This window comes from Streptomyces endophytica (assembly GCF_026153355.1).
GTDB classification, from domain to species: domain Bacteria; phylum Actinomycetota; class Actinomycetes; order Streptomycetales; family Streptomycetaceae; genus Streptomyces; species Streptomyces endophytica.
Window position 1 is genome coordinate 3,847,503 of sequence record NZ_CP110636.1, and the last position, 19,461, is coordinate 3,866,963.

Here is a 19,461-nt window from a genome sequence, read left to right on the forward strand (position 1 = left end):
TGCGGAAAGGTAGGGAGCCGCCGGCGTGTACGACAGGGGGCGTCCGGGGCGCGTCGAAGCGTCCTTCGTCACGGTTTGCCGGCCGCCGCGGGCGTCTATCGGGGCTGGACGGCCGCCCGGCCGGGCCGCCCTCAGTCGATCGCCGCCCGGACCGCCTCGACGATCCGCGGGTGCGCGAAGGTGAACCCGGACTCCAGCAGCCGCTTCGGCACGACCCGCTGGCTGCCCAGCACGTCCTCGGCGAACTCACCGAGGACGACCCGCAGCACCGGCGCCGGCACCGAGAACAGCGTGGGCCGGTGCAGCAGCCGGCCCATCACGGCGGTGACCTCCCGGTTGGTCACCGGTTCCGGCGCGGTGAGGTTGACCGGGCCGGTCAGCTCCTCGGTGGTCAGGAGGTGGCGGAGCGCCGCGATGTGGTCGTGCAGGGAGATGAAGCTCCAGTACTGGCTGCCGTCGCCGAGCCGCCCGCCCAGCCCGAGCCGGAAGACCGGGAAGAGCCGTCCCCAGGCACCGCCCGAGCGCGCCACCACCAGGCCGGTGCGGGCGAAGACGGTGCGGATACCGGCGTCCCGGGCCGGCCGCGCGGCGGCCTCCCAGTCCACGCACACCTCCGGCAGGAAGCCGTGACCGGCCGGCGCGCTCTCGTCCGTCCGCCGGTCCCCGGTGTCCCCGTAGTAGCCGATCGCGCTGCCCGAGACGAAGACCCGCGGCGGGACGTCCATCGAGGCGAGCGCCTCCGCCAGGGCCCGGGTGCCGAGCACCCGGCTGTCGCGGATCTGCTGCTTGTACGCGGCGGTCCAGCGGTGGTCGCCGACGCCCGCGCCCGCGAGGTGGACCACCGCCTCGCAGCCGGTCAGCCCGGCGGTGTCGACCTGCTGCCGCGCGGGGTCCCAGCGCACCTCGTCGGCGGCCGCCGGGGCGCGCCGTACGAGCCGGACGACGTCGTGGCCGTCCGCGCGCAGGGACCGTACGAGGGCCGTGCCGATGAGTCCGGTCGAGCCGGTGATCGCGATCCGCATGCGCCCATACTGCCTGGTGCCCGGCGCCCGGCGACGACAACTGCCCGGCGCGAGGCCCGAGTCTCTATGGCCGGAAACGGTCCCAGAGGAGGGGGAAGCGTTCGGCCAGCGTCTCGTCGTCGTCGAAGTCGACGTACGTGCCGAGCGGTTCGCGGGGCGGCGGGGGCAGCTCCAGGTCCGGCATCGAGCCGCCGGTCATCTGCTCGTACGCCTCGTCCGCCGCGTACCCCACCTCCTCGGCGTCCCCGTCGACCGACTCGTCGAAGTCGTCGAGGAGCTCGGCGAGCTGGTCCGGGTCGTGCACCCCGCCCTCGAAGACCTCCCGGCCCTGGGCGATCAGCCAGCAGCGGAAGTAGTCGAACGCGTCGTCGCTGCAGCCGTCCAGCAGGACCGCGGCCGCCGCCCACAGGTCCCAGGTGTACGCCCGGTTGTAGCGGGACTCGAAGTGGCGGGCGAAGTCCACGACGGCGTCCGGGTCGCGCCTGAGCAGCCGCTCGACCAGCGCGTCGGCCTGCTCCTCGGGATCGCCCTCGGCCGCCTCGCGCGATTCGTCGATCAGCTCCCAGAACTCCGTCTCGTCCATCACCGCTCCAGCATCTGCCCTGCCGGGGGGTGCCGCATGCGGAGTGCCCCGGATGCTGCCGTGCCGTCGTCCGGCCCGGACCGGGGCCGGGCGCGGACCGCCGGCCGGGGCGGGGAACGGGAGATGAGCAGGCGGGGAGCGCCAGGACGGGCGGTCCGGGCGCCGGCGGTGGCCGGGGGCGTGCGGGTCGCGCGGGCCCGGGCGGGCCGCCGGGTGACCGCCCCAAGAATCACTCGTTGGAAGGCGTGCAACAACCAAACGACGGCATATACGGCATAGTCGGTAAATCTGCCAATTCCTGAAGGGCTGTTTCAGGCCATGCCCATGGACGAACGCACCCGGGCCGACGTCGAACGGGCCGAGGCGGCCCTCGTCGAGCACTACCCGCGGCTGGTCCGCCTCGCCTATCTCGTCCTGCCCCCGTCGATGGGCCGCCACCGCCGGGTGCTCACCGCGCACGGCCTGGTCCAGCGGGCACTGCCGCGCACCGGCCGCCGGCGCCACCCGGACGGCGGGCTGCCGGCCCAGCGCGGACCGCTGCCCGAGAACGGCTACGACCTGGTGCGGCTGCGGACCCTGCGGCTGGCGCTGGCCCACGAGGGCCGGGCCGGCCGGGGCCTTCCCGCGGTGCCCCAGGTCTGGGGCCTGCGGCTGTTCCCCCGGGCCGGCGGCGCCGATGAACTCGCCCTGGAACAGGCGCTGTCCGCGGTCCCGGCGTCGGTCCGGGCCGCCCTCGGACTGTGGCAGCTGGAGGGCCTGGACGAGGACGCGGTACGGGCGCTGCTGGAACGGGCCGGGGCCACCGACCCGGAGGCCGCGCAGCGGGCGGCCGAGCAACTGGACCGGGATACCGGGGCGGGCGCCGCGGCACTGCTGAACTCCGGGGAGTTCGACCCCTGTACGGTCCAGACCCGGCCGACGGACCTGCTGCGCCGGCGGCAGCGGCTGCGGGCCGCGGTGGCACTGGCGGCCGTCGCGGCGATCGGCGCGGTGGTCGCGGCGCTACCGGGCGGTGACGGGGCCCCGGTGGGCCGGCCGTCGACCCCCGCCGAGCAGGCGCTGGACCCCGCCAAGCTGCTGCGCACCCGCAACGAACAGTGGTCCGACACCGCGCGGGTGGACTTCACCGCCTGGCCCGCGCGCGGCCGGCAGGCCGGCGACAAGGAACTGCTCGGCCGCGCGCTGCGGGTCTGGGCGGCGCCGCCCGCCGGCACCCGGATCACCGCCTCCGCGGGCACCTCCACCCGCCCGCCGGACCATCCGCCGCAGCTGCTGTACGCCGGCCTGATCGACAACGTCATGGTCGTCGTCCTCCACGACGGCGAGCGGCTGGTCCGCTACGCCGAACCCGAAGACGCCACCCCCACCCTGCACTTCGCGCGGGTGGACGACGCGGACCTGACGACCGGTGCCGCGCTGGTGATCGGCCGCGGCAACGGCTGGATGCGCTATCTGCTCGCCCCCTGGATCTCCGACGTCGCCGTCCGCGACCTGCTGGCGCCGGGCGCCCCGCCGCACGGGCTGCACGTCGCCCCGGACGGCGTCACCGACCGCATCCCGCAGCCCCCGCCGGCGGGCGGCGGCTGCGGGCACTGGCCGGTGGCGCAGTTCCGCCCCTCGACGCGGATCGGGGCGCCGGTCCCGCCCTTCCTGCTGGCCGACCTCAACGACCTCGTCCCGGTCCACCTCACCTACGTGCCGCCGCCGCCCGCCGGCGCGGCGGGCCCGGTCGCGGGGCAGCGCGAGGCCACCGACCCCGCGGCCCTGGCGACCTGGGCCCGTACGGCCTGCGGGCTGGGCGCGCTGCGGGGCGCCGGCGTACGGTCCGTCGGCAACTGGGCGTTCGCCGTGCAGCGCCTCCCCGAGGGCGGCGGCAGCGCGACCTGGGTGTGCACCCGCGCCGACACCTGGCGTGGGCCCGGCAGCGCGACCGTCCGCTTCCTGCCGCCTGCCGTACGTCCGGGCGACCCCGGCCGGACCGCCGGCCGGTCCGACGGCACCGCCGCCTGCAGCCGCTACGGCCCGCACGTCGTCGGGGACGTGCCCTGGCGGTCGCCGTCCGGGAAGTGGTACCTGCTGGCCGCGGGCAGCCCGGACGTCGACGGCCTCGACGCCACCGGAGCCCTCCGGGCCACCGGCAAGGGCCCCGCCCTCGCCGCTCCGGCCCCCGGCCCGGCCCCCGCGGCCGAGGTCGTCGGACGGCTGCGGAACGGGGGAGCGTGCGGGCGTTCCGGCCGTAGGGGTGGTGGCCCGGCGCGCGGTGCGGCGCGGGGCGTCCGCCTTGGCCAGGAATCCGGACAGAAGGTGTCGGGATTCGCTGTCAGAGTCGCGTTGCGCCGGGCCGGGGCAGGCACCGGCGGGCCGCCGGCCCGTGCGCCCGGCACCTGACAGTGAGGAGTGGAACGTGACAAGTGGGCACGCGACGAACGGCGGTACGGCCGGCGGGCACGCGTCGGGCGGGCACGCGGCCGGCCGGCCGGCGACCTCCGCGGGCGCGGGGCCGGACCGGCCGGTGACCGCGGAGCTGACCGGGCGGGTGGCGCTGGTCGCCGGGGCGACCCGGGGCGCGGGCCGGGCGATGGCCGTCGAGCTGGGCCGGGCGGGCGCGCTGGTGTACGTCACCGGGCGGACGACCCGCGACCGGGTCAGCGAGGTGGGCCGCCCCACGGAGACGATCGAGCAGACCGCGGAGCTGGTCACCGCGGCCGGAGGCACCGGGATCGCCGTACCGACCGACCATCTGGAGCCGGCGCAGGTCCAGGCGCTGATCGAGCGCATCGACCGGGAGCAGGGGCGGCTGGACGTCCTGGTCAACAGCGTCTGGGGCGGCGACCACCTGCTGGAATTCGACACCAGGCTCTGGGACCTCGATCTGGCGGCCGGCCTGCGGATGTTCCGCCTCGGTATCGACACCCACGTCATCACCAGCCATTACGCGCTGCCGCTGATGAACCGGCGGCCCGGCGGACTACTGGTCGAGGTCACCGACGGCACCGCGTCCTTCAACCGCACCTACCGCGAGAACCTCTGCTTCGACCTGACCAAGAACGCCCCGCACCGCATCGCCTTCGCCCTCGCCGCCGAGGTGAAGGACCTGGGCGGCACGGTGGTGTCGCTTACCCCCGGCTTCCTGCGGTCCGAGGCGATGCTGGACCACTTCGGGGTGACCGAGGAGACCTGGCGCGACGCGGTGGCCCAGCAGCCGCACTTCGCGATCGCCGAGTCACCGGCCCTGATCGGCCGGGCCGTACGGGCGCTGGCCGCCGACCCCGACAAGGCACGCTGGACCGGCCGGTCGCTCTCCAGCGGCCAGTTGGCGAAGGAGTACGACTTCACCGACACGGACGGCTCCCGTCCCGACTGCTTCGGCTACTTCGAGGACGTGGTCTTCGGCGGGAAGGACGCGACCGCGGCGGACTACCGCTAGGGCCGGTCCGAGGGGTCAGGGCCGGGAAGGCCCTGGCCGTCCCGGTCGCTCCCGTACAGCGCGGCCGTGCGCCGGGCGGCCGCCGCGAGGCGGTCGCGCAGCGCGGCGGGGGCGAGGACCTCGCCCTCCGGGCCGAGGGCCAGCAGCTGGGAGTAGGCGACCTCGTCGGACTCCACGCGGAGGGTGACGGTCAGCCGGCCGTGCGCGTCCGGTCCGCCGGCGGCCCGGGCGGCGTCGAGCGCCTCGCGGGCCGCCGCGGGCTCGGTGACGTGCGGCAGGATCCGCGCCCCGTGCTCGGAGAGCCGCAGCACCACCTCGGTACGGAGGATCGAGCGGGCGAACTCCGCGGCCCGCTCGGCCCAGAACGCCGGCAGGTCGAACGCCGCGTCCCGCGCGAAGCCACCGGGCCCGTCGTCGAGCACGTCGACGGCGGTGAACCGGTCGACCCGGTACACCCGGAAGTCCCCCTGCGCCCGCGCCGCCAGATACCACACGCCCGCCTTCAGCACGAGGCCGTACGGCTCCAACTCCCGTCGTATCTCGGTGCGTTCGTCCCCCTTCGCCTTCCGCAGGTAGCGGGCGGCGATCCGGCGGTCGGACCACACCGCCTCGGCGATCGCGGGCAGCGGACCGGGCGTTTCGGGCTCCTTGTACCAGGCGGGGGCGTCGAGGTGGAAGCGCTGGGCGGCGCCGGCTGCGGCGTCCCGCAGCTCCGGCAGCAGCGCGGCGGAGACCTTCAGACGGGCGGCCGAGGCGGCGTCCGCGAGGCCCATCTCGCGCAGCGCGGAGGGCACTCCGGACAGGAAGAGGGCCTCCGCCTCGCTGCGGCCGAGGCCGGTCAGGCGGGTGCGGTAGCCGCCGATCAGGCGGTACCCGCCGACCCGGCCGCGGTCGGCGTAGACGGGCACCCCGGCCTCGGAGAGGGAGAGCACGTCCCGCGCGACCGTGCGCTCGGAGACCTCCAGCTCCCGCGCCAGCTCGGCGCCGGTCATCGCCGGGCGCGACTGGAGCAGCAGCACCATCTTGATCAGCCGTGCAGCACGCATGCCCTCATGATGCCGGGGGCCACTGACAACGCCGGGGACGGAGGAAGGCCCGGCCGTTGTCAGGGCATGACCGGCCGGGCCGTGGGTTCCCGTGCGGAGGTTCCGGGCGCGGGTGGGTGACCTCCGCACGGGAGCGTGGGTGCCCCGAAAGGGGCGGTGGTGCGCCCCGGTGGGGGCGCGCCGCGGGCGGTGGCGGTCCGGTGTCGGCCGGGGTGCCGCCGCCCGCGGGCGGGTCAGAAGCCGTACCGCTCCCGGCCTCCTTGACCGCGGAGGCCGGGACGTCGCCGCGGCGGGCGAGCTGGGCCAGTGCCGCGACCACGAGCGACTCGGCGTCGACGCCGAAGTGGCGGCGGGCCGCCTCACGCGTGTCGGACAGGCCGAAGCCGTCCGCCCCGAGGGAGGACCAGTCCTGCTCGACCCACTGCGCGATCTGGTCCGGGACCTGGCGCATGTAGTCGCTGACGGCCAGGACCGGCGTCTCGACGCCGCTGAGCGCCTCGCGGACGTACGGCGTGCGCTGCTCGCCGCGCAGGGTGGCCTCGTCGGCCGCCAGCGCGTCGCGCCGCAGCTCCGTCCAGGAGGTCGCGGACCACACGTCGGCGGCCACGCCCCACTCCTCGGCGAGCAACTGCTGGGCCTTGAGCGCCCAGTGGATCGCGGTGCCGGAGGCCAGCAGCTGGATCCCCGGGGCGTCGGCGGGCACCGGAACGCCCGCCGTGGCCGCGGTGTTGAAGCGGTACAGGCCGCGGACGATGCCCTCGTCGACGCCCGCCGGCTTGGCCGGCTGCGGCATCGGCTCGTTGTAGACCGTGAGGTAGTAGAAGACGTTCGGGTCCTCGCCGGGGGCGGTCTCGCCGTACATGCGGCGCAGGCCGTCCTTGACGATCGCCGCGACCTCGTACGCGAACGCCGGGTCGTACGTCAGCGCCGCCGGGTTCGTCGACGCGATCATCGGGGAGTGGCCGTCCGCGTGCTGCAGGCCCTCACCGGTCAGCGTGGTGCGGCCGGCCGTGGCGCCGACCAGGAAGCCCTTGCCGAGCTGGTCGCCGAGCTGCCACATCTGGTCGGCCGTGCGCTGCCAGCCGAACATCGAGTAGAAGATGTAGAAGGGGATCATCGTCTCGCCGTGCGTGGCGTACGCGGTGGCGGCGGCGATGAAGTCCGCCATCGAACCGGCCTCGGTGATGCCCTCGTTGAGGATCTGGCCGTCCTTGGCTTCCTTGTAGTACATCAGCTGGTCGCGGTCGACCGGCTCGTACGTCTGGCCCTTGGGGAGTAGATCCCGAGCGACGGGAAGAGCGACTCCATGCCGAAGGTGCGGGCCTCGTCGGGGACGATCGGCACCCAGCGCTTGCCGGTCTGCTTGTCGCGGATGAGGTCCTTGACCAGGCGGACGAAGGCCATGGTCGTGGCCACGGACTGGTTGCCGGAGCCCTTGTCGAAGGCGGCGAAGGCCTTGTCGGCGGGGGCCGGCAGCGGCGCGAGCGGGTGGGAGCGGCGGGCCGGGGCCGGGCCGCCCAGCTCCGCGCGGCGCTCCTGGAGGTAGCGGACCTCGGGGGAGTCGGCGCCCGGGTGGCCGTAGGGGACCTGGCCGTCGGTGAAGTCGCTGTCGGAGATGGGGAGTTCGAGCAGGTCGCGCATGACCTTGAACTCGTCCACGGTCAGCTTCTTCATCTGGTGGTTGGCGTTCTTGGACTCGAAACCCTTGCCGAGGGTGAAGCCCTTGACCGTCTGCGCGAGGATCACGGTCGGGGCGCCCTTGTGCTCCACGGCCGCCTTGTACGCCGCGTACACCTTGCGTGCCTCGTGGCCGCCGCGCGAGAGGTGGAAGCACTCCAGGATCTTGTCGTCGGAGAGCAGCTTGGCCATCTCGACGAGGGCGGGCTCGGCGCCGAAGAAGTGGTCGCGTATGTAGGCCGCGTCGCGGGTCGCGTAGGTCTGGAACTGGGCGTCCGGGACCTCGCGCAGCCGGCGGGCCAGTGCGCCGGTGGTGTCGAGCCGGAAGAGCTCGTCCCAGGCGGTGCCCCACAGCGTCTTGACGACGTTCCAGCCGGCGCCGCGGAACTGGGCCTCCAGCTCCTGCACGATCTTGAAGTTGGCGCGGACCGGACCGTCCAGGCGCTGCAGGTTGCAGTTGATGACGAAGGTGAGGTTGTCCAGGCCCTCACGGGAGGCGAGCGCGAGTGCCGCGGTCGACTCCGGCTCGTCCATCTCGCCGTCGCCCAGGAAGGCCCAGACGTGCGAGTCGGAGACGTCCTTGATGCCGCGGTTGGTCAGGTAGCGGTTGAAGCGCGCCTGGTAGATGGCCGACAGTGGGCCGAGGCCCATCGAGACCGTCGGGAATTCCCACAGCCAGGGCAGCCGCCGCGGGTGCGGGTAGGACGGCAGGCCCTTGCCGCCGGACTCGCGGCGGAAGTGGTCGAGGTGCTCCTCGGTGAGGCGGCCGTCGAGGAAGGCGCGGGCGTAGATGCCGGGCGCGGCGTGGCCCTGGATGTAGAGCTGGTCGCCGCTGCCGTCGCCCTCCTTGCCGCGGAAGAAGTGGTTGAAGCCGGTCTCGTAGAGCCAGGCCGCGGACGCGAAGGTCGCGATGTGGCCGCCGACGCCGTACTTGGCGCCGCGGGAGACCATCGCGGCCGCGTTCCAGCGGTTCCAGGCGGCGATCCGGGCTTCCATCGCCTCGTCGCCCGGTACGGCGGGCTCGGCGGCGGTGGGGATGGTGTTGAGGTAGTCGCTCTCCAGGAGCTGGGGGAGCGCGAGCCCCGACTGCTCCAGGGTGCGGCGCATCAGGTAGGCGGCGCGATGCGGGCCCGCCGCCTTGGTGACGGCGTCGAGCGACTCGCGCCACTCGGCCGTCTCCTCGGGGTCGCGGTCCGGGAGCTGGTCGAGCTGGCTGTACGGCAGGCGCACGGGGTCGGGCATGGGTGGCCCCTTTCCGGACGGGAGGGAAGCTCGGGGGTGCCGTCGGGACCGGGCCGCGCCCGTGGGCTGCGGCGGGATCTCGACGGCACCCGGATGCGAGTTCGGCAGTTTCGGCAGGCAGGGTGTCGCGCCCCGTCGGAAGACGATACGCCCCTGATCGATGATCGATCAACGCTCCGCGAGCGAAAAACCGCAGGTCGGCACGGGGTGCCGCGATTTTGGGCACTCGGTGCCAGCCCCGGAGGGATCCTCCGCTATGCCGTGCCGGGGCCCCTCGGACCCGTCCGGCGCACCCGCTCAGACCCTCGGTGCGCAGCTCAGCACGTGTGTCTTGAGCAGCGTGCCGATCTTCGGGTCGCGCCGCCGGAAGGCGTCCACGATCTCCTGGTGGTCCTGGGCGTGCGAGCGCTGCTCCGGGCTGAACCACCGGATCGACAGCGCCGTCCAGACCTCGATGCCCAGCGACTCCCAGGTGTGCAGCAGCACGGCGTTCCCGGCGGCCCGCACGATCTCCCGGTGGAACGCCACGGTGTGCCGCACCTGCGCCTCCCCGTCACCCGCCAGGTCCGCCTCGCGCAGCGCCGCCACCTCCCGCTCCAGCGCCGCGGTGTCCTCCGCCAGCCGCCCGGCGGCCAGCTCCGCCGCGACCTGCTCCAGCCCGGCCCGCACCGGGTAACTCTCCTTGAGGTCGGCCGCGGTCAGGTTCCGCACCCGTACGCCCTTGTTGGGCGCCGACTCGATCAGCCGCAGCGACTCCAGCTCGCGCAGCGCCTCCCGCACGGGCGTCTGGCTGACCTCCAGCTCCACCGCGATCCGCCGCTCGACGATCCGCTCGCCCGGCTGCCAGCGGCCGCTGACGATCCCCTCCAGGATGTGCTCGCGGATCTGCTCGCGGAGCGAATGGACGACGGGCGGGGTCATGAGGTGCTCCTTCAGAGCGGGTGGTGACGCGGCGGGTGGCGAGGGGGCCATTATCCGGGACGGCGGCATGCGGAAGGGCCGGCCCCGGTCCGCACGGATGCCGTACGGACCGGGGCCGGCCCCTTGTCACACGCCTACCGGGTGGCTGCCGGAGCTCAGAGACCGATCTCGGTCTCGAACTCGGCGGCCTCCAGGATCTGCTTGACCGTGGTCAGGTAGCGGGCGGCGTCGGCGCCGTCCACCAGACGGTGGTCGTAGGAGAGCGCGAGGTAGGTCATGTCGCGCACCGCGATGGTCTCGCCCAGATCCGGGTGGTTGATGACCACCGGACGCTTGACGGTCGCGCCGATGCCCAGGATACCGACCTGGTTCGGGGGCACGATCACGGTGTCGAACAGCGCGCCGCGCGACCCGGTGTTGGAGATGGTGAAGGTCGCACCGGAGAGCTCGTCCGGGGTGATCTTGTTGCCCCGGACCTTGCCCGCCAGCTCCGCGGTCTTGCGGGCGATACCGGCGATGTTGAGGTCGCCCGCACCCTTGATGACCGGGGTCATCAGGCCCTTCTCCGCGTCCACCGCGATACCGACGTTCTCGGTGTCGAAGTAGGTGATGGTGCCGTCGTCCTCGTTGATCCGGGCGTTGACGACCGGGTGGGCCTTCAGCGCCTGGACAGCGGCCTTGACGAAGAACGGCATCGGGGAGAGCTTGACGCCCTCACGCTGCGCGAAGGCGTCCTTGGCCTTGTTGCGCATCCGCATGATCGCGGTGATGTCCACCTCGACCACGGTGGTCAGCTGCGCCTGGCTGTGCAGGGCCTTCATCATGTTGTCGCCGATGACCTTGCGCATCCGCGGCATCTTGACGGTCTGGCCGCGCAGCGGGGAGACCTCCAGCGCCGGGGCCTTCGACGGCGCGGCGGCCGGGGCGGCAGCGGCCGGCGCGGCGGCCTTGGCGGCCTCGGCGGCGGCGATGACGTCCTGCTTGCGGATCCGGCCACCGACACCGGTGCCCTTGACCGTGGCGAGGTCGACGCCGCTCTCCGCGGCGAGCTTGCGCACCAGCGGGGTGACGTAGGCGCCCTCGCCCTCACCGGCGGCCGGAGCCGGGCTGACTGGAGCCGGGGCGGCGGGAGCCGGAGCCGGCGCGGGGGCCGGAGCCGCGGGGGCGGCCGGGGCGGCGGGCGCGGCCGGGGCGGCAGCGGCCGGCGCCGGAGCGGCCGGGGCGGGCGCCGGAGCCGGGGTGGGCTCGGCGGCGGGAGCCGGGGCGGCCGGAGCCGGGGCAGCCGGGGCCGCGCCCTTGGCGCCGATGATGGCGAGCTTGGCGCCGACCTCGGCGGTCTCGTCCTCGCCGACCACGATCTCCAGCAGGGTGCCGGAGGCCGGCGCCGGGATCTCGGTGTCGACCTTGTCGGTGGAGACCTCCAGCAGCGGCTCGTCGGCCTGGACCTCCTCGCCGACCTCCTTCAGCCAGCGGGTGACGGTGCCCTCGGTGACGCTCTCGCCGAGCGCGGGGAGGACGACGTCGGTGCCCTCGGCACCGCCGGCGGGGGCGGCGGCGGGGGCCGGGGCCTCGGCGGCCGGGGCCGGGGCCGGCTCGGGCTGCGCGGCCGGGGCGGCCGGGGCGGGCGCCTCGGCGGCGGCCGGGGCCGGGGCGGCCGCGGCGGCACCGGTGCCGTCGTCGATGACGGCCAGCTCGGCGCCGACCTCGACGGTCTCGTCCTCGGCGACCTTGATGGAGGTCAGGACGCCGGCGGAGGGGGCCGGGATCTCGGTGTCGACCTTGTCGGTCGACACCTCCAGCAGAGGCTCGTCGGCCTCTACGCGCTCACCCTCGGCCTTCAGCCAGCGGGTGACGGTGCCCTCGGTGACGCTCTCGCCGAGCGCCGGAAGGGTTACGGAAACCGCCATGGTTTCGGTTGCTCCTTACGAATTGCGGGATGTGGTCGTCGCGCCCGGACTTGGGTCAGTCGTGGGAGTGGAGGGGCTTGCCGGCCAGGGCCAGGTGGGCCTCGCCGAGCGCCTCGTTCTGCGTCGGGTGCGCGTGCACCAGCTGCGCGACCTCGGCCGGCAGGGCCTCCCAGTTGTAGACCAGCTGGGCCTCGCCGACCTGCTCGCCCATACGGTCACCGACCATGTGGACGCCGACCACGGCACCGTCCTTGACCTGGACGAGCTTGATCTCGCCCGCGGTCTTGAGGATCTTGCTCTTGCCGTTGCCCGCGAGGTTGTACTTCAGGGCGACGACCTTGTCGGAGCCGTACAGCTCCTTGGCCTTCGCCTCGGAGATGCCCACCGAAGCGACCTCGGGGTGGCAGTACGTCACCCGCGGCACGCCGTCGTAGTCGATCGGGACGACGTTCAGACCGGCCAGCCGCTCCGCCACCAGCATGCCCTCGGCGAAGCCGACGTGCGCGAGCTGGAGGGTGGGGACGAGGTCACCGACGGCCGAGATGGTCGGCACGTTGGTCTGCATGTACTCGTCGACGAGGACGTAGCCGCGGTCCATCGCGACGCCCTGCTCCTCGTAGCCCAGGCCCGCCGAGACCGGCCCGCGGCCGATCGCGACCAGGAGCACCTCGGCCTCGAAGGTCTTGCCGTCGGCGAGGGTGACCTTGACGCCGTCGGCGGTGTACTCGGCCTTGTCGAAGAAGGTCCCGAGGTTGAACTTGATGCCCCGCTTGCGGAAGGCCCGCTCCAGCAGCTTGGAGCTGTTCTCGTCCTCGACCGGGACGAGGTGCTTGAGGCCCTCGACGATGGTGACGTCGGTGCCGAAGGACTTCCACGCCGAGGCGAACTCGACGCCGATCACGCCGCCGCCCAGGACGATCGCGGACTTCGGCACGCGGTCCAGCTTCAGCGCGTGGTCCGAGGAGATGATGCGGTCGCCGTCGATCTCCAGGCCCGGCAGGGACTTCGGCACGGAGCCGGTCGCCAGCAGGACGTGGCGGCCCTGGACGCGCTGGCCGTTCACGTCCACGGAGGTCGGCGAGGACAGACGGCCCTCACCCTCGATGTACGTCACCTTGCGGGAGGCGATCAGACCCTGCAGGCCCTTGTACAGGCCCGAGATGACGTCGTCCTTGTACTTGTGGACCGCCGCCATGTCAATGCCCTCGAAAGTGGCCTTGACACCGAACTGCTCGCTCTCGCGAGCCTGGTCGGCGATCTCACCGGCGTGCAGCAGAGCCTTCGTGGGGATGCAGCCGTTGTGCAGGCAGGTACCGCCGACCTTGCCCTTCTCGATCAGGGCGACGTCCAGGCCCAGCTGGGCTCCGCGCAGCGCCGCGGCGTAACCACCGCTACCACCGCCGAGGATCACTAGGTCGAAAACGGTGCTGGCGTCGTTCGCCACGTCACGTCCTCCATGCATGGATGCGCCGGACCGGTCTGCGATGACCGGACCGCGGCTGTTGTTCGGCCGCTTTAATTTCGGCCCTGGGTAAGGGGGGCCCTGTCCTGCCGAGAACCCATCTTCGCACTTGTTCAACGAAGCCGGGACGGCGGGCCGGGCTCTGGGCGGCCGATCGGCCGCCCAGAGCGGGTCGGCAACGGGTTACCCGTGCGTATGCACGTACGGATTTCGTTGAGGGCGAACACATCCCGTACGCACACCGACGGCCCCGGGCTGTGAGCTCGGGGCCGTACGGACAAATCAGACCAGACGGGCCGGCGTCAGCCGAGGTCGCCCGCGGCGGTGCGCTCGGCCAGCCGCACCAGGGTGCGGACCGCGGAGCCGGTGCCGCCCTTGGGGGTGTAGCCCCAGGGCGAGCCCTCGTGGAAGGCCGGGCCGGCGATGTCGAGGTGGGCCCACGGGATGCCCTCGCCGATGAACTCCTTCAGGAAGAGACCGGCGACCAGGCCGCCGCCCATCCGCTCACCCATGTTGGCGATGTCGGCAACCGGTGAGTCCATGCCCTTGCGGAGGTGCTCGGGCATCGGCATCGGCCAGGACTGCTCGCCGACCTCCTCCGCGATCTCGTGGATCGAGGTGCGGAAGGCGTCGTCGTTGGCCATGATCCCGAAGTGGCGGTGGCCGAGCGCCAGCACCATCGCACCGGTCAGCGTGGCGACGTCCACGATCGCGTCCGGCTCCTCCTCCGAGGCCCGGGTCAGCGCGTCGGCCAGGACCAGCCGGCCCTCGGCGTCGGTGTTGAGCACCTCGACGGTCTTGCCGCTGTACATGGTCAGCACGTCACCCGGGCGGGTGGCGGAGCCGGACGGCATGTTCTCGGCGAGCGCCAGCCAGCCGGTGACGTTCACCTCCAGGCCCAGCCGGGCCGCGGTCACGACGGCGGCGAACACCGCGGCGGCGCCGCTCATGTCGCACTTCATGGTCTCGTTGTGGCCGGCCGGCTTGAGCGAGATGCCGCCCGAGTCGTAGGTGATGCCCTTGCCGACCAGGGCCAGGGTCTTGTCCGCCTTGGGGTGGGTGTGCGCGATCCGCACCAGCCGCGGCGGGGCCTCCGAACCCTGGCCGACGCCCAGCAGACCGCCGTAGCCGCCCTTCTTGAGCGCCTTCTCGTCCAGCACCTCGACCTTGAGGCCGAACTCCTTGGCCGCGGCCTGCGCCTCGGCCGCGAAGGACTTCGGGTCCAGGGCGTTGGAGGGGGTGTTGATCAGGTCGCGGGCGCGGTTGATCTCCGCGGCCAGCGCCTGCGCGCGCTCGGTGGCGGCCTTGAACTCCTTGTCGCGCGGCTTGCCGCCGAGGATCGCGACCTCGGCCAGCGGCGCCGACTTGGCGTCGTTCTTCTTGCCGTTCTTGCCGTTGCCGGCGCCGTTGCTGCGGAAGGCGGTGAAGGCGTACGCGCCGAGCAGCGCGCCCTCGCCCACCGCGGCGGCCGCCTCGGCGTCCTCGACCGGCAGCGCGAAGCCGGCCTTCTTGCTGCCGGCCAGCGCCCGGGCGGCACTGCCCGCGGCGCGCCGCAGTGCCTCGTGGGCGTAGCCGTCGCCCTTGGCCGGTGCGTCGCCGAGGCCGACCGCCAGCACGACCGGCGTCTTGAGACCGTCCGCCGCGGGCAGCTTGGTCACCTCGCCCTCGGCACCACTCGCGCCGAGGGTCTCCAGCACACCGGCGAGCTTGCCGCCGAACGCCTTGTCCACGGCCTCGGCGCCGGGAGCCACGACGACGCCCTTGGCGCCCTTGGCCACGCCGACGACGACGGCATCCGCGCGCACCGTTGCGGCGGAGGAAGTACTGAGGGTCAGTGCAGTCACGGTGATGAGAGTCCTGTTCCGTCCGGGAATCCGTTGTCGCGCCTTGGCGCGCTGCTGCGGCCGAGCCTACGCTCGGCGGCGCCGCGAGGCCCGGCCTGCTGCCGTACCGGCGCGGACCGTTGCGCGGCAGGTCGTACCGATCTCGGCCAACTCATGGACGATACAAGGGAGTTGGCGAAACCGCCGGATCATCCGAGGGTCAGCGCCAGCAGCGCGGTCAGCCCCGCGGTCTCCGCGAGCGCGCCGAACACGTCCCCGGTCACCCCGCCGAACCGCCGCCGGCAGTGCCCCAGCAGCAGTTCGCCGGCCGCCAGCCCGAGTACCGCCGCCAGCCCCGCGTGCACCGCGCCGTACGGGCCCCACAGCGCGCCCGCCGCCGCACAGCCCGCGACCACCAGCGCGGCGCACAGCAGCGCCGCACGCACCGGCACCGCTCCCGCCACCGCCGCGCCCAGCCCCTCCGGGCGGGCCGCCGGCACCCCTGTACGGGAGGCCAGGGTCAGCGCGCACCGGCCGGTGACCGCGGCCAGTGCGGCCCCCAGCGCGCCGTACGCCCAGCCCGCCGCGTACAGCCCGGCCAGCGCCGCCACCTGGGCCAGCAGTGTGAACAGCAGCGTGAGGACGCCGAACGGGCCGATGTCGGACTGCTTCATGATGCGCAGCGCGTCCTCGGCGGGTTTGCCGCTGCCCAGCCCGTCGGCGGTGTCGGCGAGCCCGTCCAGATGCAGTCCGCGGGTGAGGACGGCGGGCACCGCGGCGGTGCCGACCGCGGCCAGCAGCGGGCCGCCGCCGAGCAGCAGCAGTGCCCCGCCGAGCGCGGCCGCGGCGCCCCCGACGACCAGGCCGGCCAGCGGCGCGCAGAGCATCCCGCCGCGGGCCGCCGCCCGGTCCCAGCGGTGCACCCGTACCGGCAGCACGGTCAGCGTGCCGAACGCGAAGCGCAGGGCGTCCGTACGGGCCCGGGGAGCGGGGGTCTCGGTCATCGCGGCAGGCTATCCGGGCGTCCGCCGTGCCCGCCTGCCGCCCCCGGCCGTGAGGAGAGGGCCTAATGGTGCCCATGGGTCACTGGTGGTACCGCAACATCGTCGAGCCGGGGAAGCTGCCGCTGCTGCTCGCCCTGGCCTCCTTCGTGCTGGCGTTCCTCGTCACCCGGGCCATCACCCGGCTGATCCGGGCCGGGAAGGGACCGTTCCGCAACATCTCGCCCGGTGGGCTGCACGTCCACCACGTGGTGCCCGGCGTGGTGCTGATGGTCGTCGGCGGTTTCATCGCGATCGCCGGCGACCGGCGCGGCTTCGGGTCCGGGGCCGCGGCGGTGCTCTTCGGGATCGGCGTGGGCCTCGTCCTGGACGAGTTCGCGCTGATCCTGCACCTGGACGACGTGTACTGGACCGAGGAGGGCACCAAGAGCGTCGAGGTCGTCATCCTCACCGTCGCCCTGGTCGCGCTGGTCCTCGGCGGTTTCCTGCCGTTCGGCGTCAACGAACTCACCCCGGACGAGACCGCCGACCGCCTCACCGTCGTCCGGACGGTCGCGGTGAACTTCGTCTTCGCGCTGCTCGCGCTGCTGAAGGGGAAGGCGCGGCTGGCGGTCGTCGGGGTGTTCGTGCCGTTCGTCGCGCTGTTCGGCGCGGTGCGGCTGGCCCGGCCCCACTCACCGTGGGCCAGGCGCTGCTACCGCAACCGCCCCAAGGCGCTGGCCCGGGCGAGGGTCCGCGCCTACCGGCACGACCGCCGCTGGTCGGGCCTGCGCCGCAAGGTGGAGCACCTCATCGGGGGTGCCCCCGACCAGTGACCCGCTGCGCGTCCCGCGGCTTCACCGGCCGCCAGGCCTCCCACAGTCCGCACACCACCAGCACCCCGAGGATCGCCGCGAGGTGCTCCTTGCCGGCCAGGTTGTTCTTGATGAACAGCACCTCGAAGACCATCGAGCCCACCACCAACGCACCGGTGAACCACGCCCGGTAGCGCCAGCACACGAACACCGCCAGGCCCACCACGGCCGCCGAGGGACCGGTGTCGATGACGTACTTGTCCGAGTCGGGCAGGCCCAGCGGGCTCTGCGGGCCCATCCAGATCCCGATCCGGGCGTACATCGTCCCGGCGAGCGTGGCCACGTACGCGACCAGCAGCGTCCTGCGCCAGCCCAGGCAGGTCTCGGCGATGCCGAAGACCACCAGGATCTGCGCCAGCGCGCCCCACACCGGGAGGTCCAGCGCGGGCACGAACAGCGACAACGGGGTGCGCAGCAGCGCGATCCACAGGTGCTCGTACGCCTGGACCGAGCCGATGTCCTGGATGGCGTGGTAGCCCCACGCCTGGTTCTGCACGAACTGGAAGACCAGTGTCAGGCAGACCGCGGCGAGGGTCACCGGGATCGCCCGCAGCCTGGCCGTGATCAGCTCCGACCGCACCGTCCGCAGCAGCGGTCCCCACTCGGCCCGCGCCGCCCGGCGCAGAACGGCTATGTCCCGCCGCCCCGCACGGGCCACACTCATCTCACGTTCTCCAGGTGCTTGCGGTTCAGCCACTTCGGCAGACCAGGTGCTTCCAGGAAGCCTTCCGCCCGGGCGGCGGCCAGGCCGATCCGCAGGAGATCGGTGCTCTTCTCGAAGAGCATGTACCGCGGTTCCCAGATGGGCCGGTATTTCGCATTCGCGCGATAGAGCGATTCGATCTGCCACCACCTGGAGAAGAAGCTCAGCAGCGAGCGCCACAGGCGCAGCACCGGGCCCGCGCCGAGCCGCGAACCGCGTTCGAAGACGGAGCGGAACATCGCGAAGTTCAGCGAGAGCTGAGTGATCTCCACCTCTTTCGCGCGCTGGATCAGCTCCAGGACCATGAACTCCATCAGCCCGTTCTCCGACCCGCGGTCCCGCCGCATCAGATCCAGCGACAGGCCCTTCGCACCCCACGGCACGAAGCTGAGCAGCGCCCGCAGTTCGCCCTGCCCGTCGGAGCACTCCAGCATCACGCAGCGGCCGTCCGCCGGATCGCCGAGCCGGCCCAGCGCCATCGAGAAGCCCCGCTCGGTCTCCCCGTCCCGCCAGTCGTCGGCCAGCTCCAGCAGCCGCGCCATCTCCTCGGCCGGAATGTCCTCGTGCCGCCGGATGCGGACGGTGTAGCCGGCCCGCTCGATGCGGTTGTACGCCTGCCGCACGGTGCGCATCGCGCGGCCGCCGAGGGTGAACTCCGCGGTCTCCACGATCGCTTCGTCGCCCAGCTCCAGCGCGTCCAGGCCGTGCCGGGCGTAGATCGTGCCGCCCTCCTCGCTGGCGCCCATCACGGCCGGCGCCCAGCCGTGCGCCCGGGCCTCGGCCAGCCACACCTCGATCGCCCCGGGCCACGCCTCGGGGTCGCCCAGCGGATCGCCGGAGGCCAGCGACACCCCGCCCACCACGCGGTAGGTGACCGCCGCCTTGCCGCTGGGCGAGAACAGCACGCTCTTGTCGCGGCGCAGCGCGAAGTAGCCCAGCGAGTCCCGGTCGCCGTGCCGGTCCAGCAGGGCGCGCAGCCGTTCCTCGTCGTCCTCGGTGAGCGCCTCGGTGCTGCGGACCGAACGGAACGCCGCCCACAGCACGGCCACCAGCAGCAGCGTGCTCAGCACGTTGATGGTGACGTTGACCCAGTTCGGGGTGTCGATCCCGGGGAAGCCGTGGTCGTCGGCGGCCAGCGACACCAGGCGCATCAGGCCGTAGCGCCAGCGCGTGACGAACGTCGAGGACGCGTCGTGGGCGGTGTTGGTGACGGTCACCAGCAGCGCCGCCAGCAGCGAGGTGACCAGCAGCCCGCCGATCGCGACCGCCGCCGCCAGCTTCGGGTTCGCCCGGTCGCCCTTGGCGTAGAACTCCCGCCGGCCGACCACCAGCGCGACCGCGAACACCGCCGTCAGCACCAGCGACACCCAGTTCTGCGGATGCCCGCGGAACTCCGGCGCCGCCGCCAGCGCGAAGCCGAACAGCCCCACCAGCAGCCCCGACAGCACCAGGTTCAGGATCCACGCGGCCCGCTTGCGGCGCCGCAGGGTCACCGACAGGAACAGCGAGAAGGCCCCCGAGGCGAACCCGGCGGTCAGCAGGTACGGGGTGAAGTACTCCTCGACGTTGTGCCGGCGGATGTCGTTGCCGAACGACACCCACACCGCGCTCAGCAGATTGATGAACGTGACCGTGCGCAGGTACCAGATGCCGAACCCGGCACCGCGCTGTGACCAGGTGCCGCCGCGCTGCTCGCGGCGGTCTTCGTCCGGACTCAAGCGATGTCTCCCATAAAAAACGTGTAAAGCCGAGATCTTATGGGGCGTCGCCGGTGGTCCGGTACGGGCGGGAAG

Annotated in this window: 13 protein-coding genes and 1 pseudogene; 3 read left to right on the forward strand and 11 right to left on the reverse strand. The window is 73.3% G+C overall.

All coding sequences use genetic code 11. The features are described 5' to 3' along the window. Window positions 1-131: 131 nt before the first annotated feature. Window positions 132-1,022, reverse strand: a complete 891-nt coding sequence (locus OJ254_RS17165) for a TIGR01777 family oxidoreductase (RefSeq protein WP_265363034.1) — start codon at window positions 1,020-1,022, stop codon at window positions 132-134. A gap of 64 nt (window positions 1,023-1,086) precedes the next feature. After that, window positions 1,087-1,605, reverse strand: a complete 519-nt coding sequence (locus OJ254_RS17170; RefSeq protein WP_265363035.1) for a DUF4240 domain-containing protein — start codon at window positions 1,603-1,605, stop codon at window positions 1,087-1,089. Between the two features lie 324 nt (window positions 1,606-1,929). On the opposite strand from OJ254_RS17170, the gene OJ254_RS17175 reads away from it, so the two are divergent. Then, the gene (locus tag OJ254_RS17175) at window positions 1,930-3,993 is read left to right on the forward strand and encodes a hypothetical protein (RefSeq protein ID WP_265363036.1); all 2,064 of its coding nucleotides are present in this window, start codon (window positions 1,930-1,932) and stop codon (window positions 3,991-3,993) included. A gap of 124 nt (window positions 3,994-4,117) precedes the next feature. Continuing rightward, complete coding sequence (locus OJ254_RS17180) at window positions 4,118-5,032, forward strand: SDR family oxidoreductase (protein ID WP_265365199.1); 915 nt, start codon at window positions 4,118-4,120, stop codon at window positions 5,030-5,032. Here the strand turns inward: OJ254_RS17180 and OJ254_RS17185 are convergent. From OJ254_RS17185 to OJ254_RS17215, 7 genes and pseudogenes are all read right to left on the reverse strand, one after another. After that, the gene (locus tag OJ254_RS17185) at window positions 5,029-6,078 is read right to left on the reverse strand and encodes a helix-turn-helix transcriptional regulator (protein ID WP_265363037.1); all 1,050 of its coding nucleotides are present in this window, start codon (window positions 6,076-6,078) and stop codon (window positions 5,029-5,031) included. The two genes, OJ254_RS17180 and OJ254_RS17185, sit on opposite strands and share 4 nt — an antisense overlap. 233 nt (window positions 6,079-6,311) lie before the next feature. Next, window positions 6,312-8,997 (reverse strand): annotated as a pseudogene (gene aceE / locus OJ254_RS17190) (pyruvate dehydrogenase (acetyl-transferring), homodimeric type). 297 nt (window positions 8,998-9,294) lie between these two features. Further along, entirely contained in the window at window positions 9,295-9,918 is a 624-nt protein-coding gene (locus OJ254_RS17195) for a GntR family transcriptional regulator (protein WP_030414848.1), read from the reverse strand. Between the two features lie 155 nt (window positions 9,919-10,073). Beyond that, window positions 10,074-11,825, reverse strand: a complete 1,752-nt coding sequence (gene sucB / locus OJ254_RS17200; RefSeq protein ID WP_265363038.1) for a 2-oxoglutarate dehydrogenase, E2 component, dihydrolipoamide succinyltransferase — start codon at window positions 11,823-11,825, stop codon at window positions 10,074-10,076. Between the two features lie 55 nt (window positions 11,826-11,880). After that, window positions 11,881-13,269: a dihydrolipoyl dehydrogenase gene (lpdA, locus tag OJ254_RS17205; RefSeq protein WP_261951927.1), complete on the reverse strand. Its 1,389-nt coding sequence runs from the start codon at window positions 13,267-13,269 to the stop codon at window positions 11,881-11,883. Window positions 13,270-13,589: 320 nt separating this feature from the next. Further along, window positions 13,590-15,131: a leucyl aminopeptidase gene (locus OJ254_RS17210; RefSeq protein WP_265363039.1), complete on the reverse strand. Its 1,542-nt coding sequence runs from the start codon at window positions 15,129-15,131 to the stop codon at window positions 13,590-13,592. A 188-nt stretch (window positions 15,132-15,319) separates the two neighbouring features. After that, window positions 15,320-16,114, reverse strand: a complete 795-nt coding sequence (locus OJ254_RS17215; protein WP_265363040.1) for an adenosylcobinamide-GDP ribazoletransferase — start codon at window positions 16,112-16,114, stop codon at window positions 15,320-15,322. A gap of 74 nt (window positions 16,115-16,188) precedes the next feature. Here OJ254_RS17215 and OJ254_RS17220 point away from each other — a divergent pair, with 74 nt between their 5' ends. After that, on the forward strand, window positions 16,189-16,926 hold the full coding sequence (locus OJ254_RS17220) for a hypothetical protein (RefSeq protein ID WP_265365200.1): 738 nt from the start codon (window positions 16,189-16,191) through the stop codon (window positions 16,924-16,926). Here the strand turns inward: OJ254_RS17220 and OJ254_RS17225 are convergent. Next, window positions 16,901-17,629, reverse strand: coding sequence for a hypothetical protein (locus OJ254_RS17225; RefSeq protein WP_265363041.1), 729 nt, complete (start codon window positions 17,627-17,629; stop codon window positions 16,901-16,903). The two genes, OJ254_RS17220 and OJ254_RS17225, sit on opposite strands and share 26 nt — an antisense overlap. Beyond that, window positions 17,626-19,386: a phosphatidylglycerol lysyltransferase domain-containing protein gene (locus OJ254_RS17230; protein ID WP_265363042.1), complete on the reverse strand. Its 1,761-nt coding sequence runs from the start codon at window positions 19,384-19,386 to the stop codon at window positions 17,626-17,628. Before OJ254_RS17230 ends, OJ254_RS17225 begins: the two co-directional genes overlap by 4 nt. Window positions 19,387-19,461: the final 75 nt, after the last annotated feature.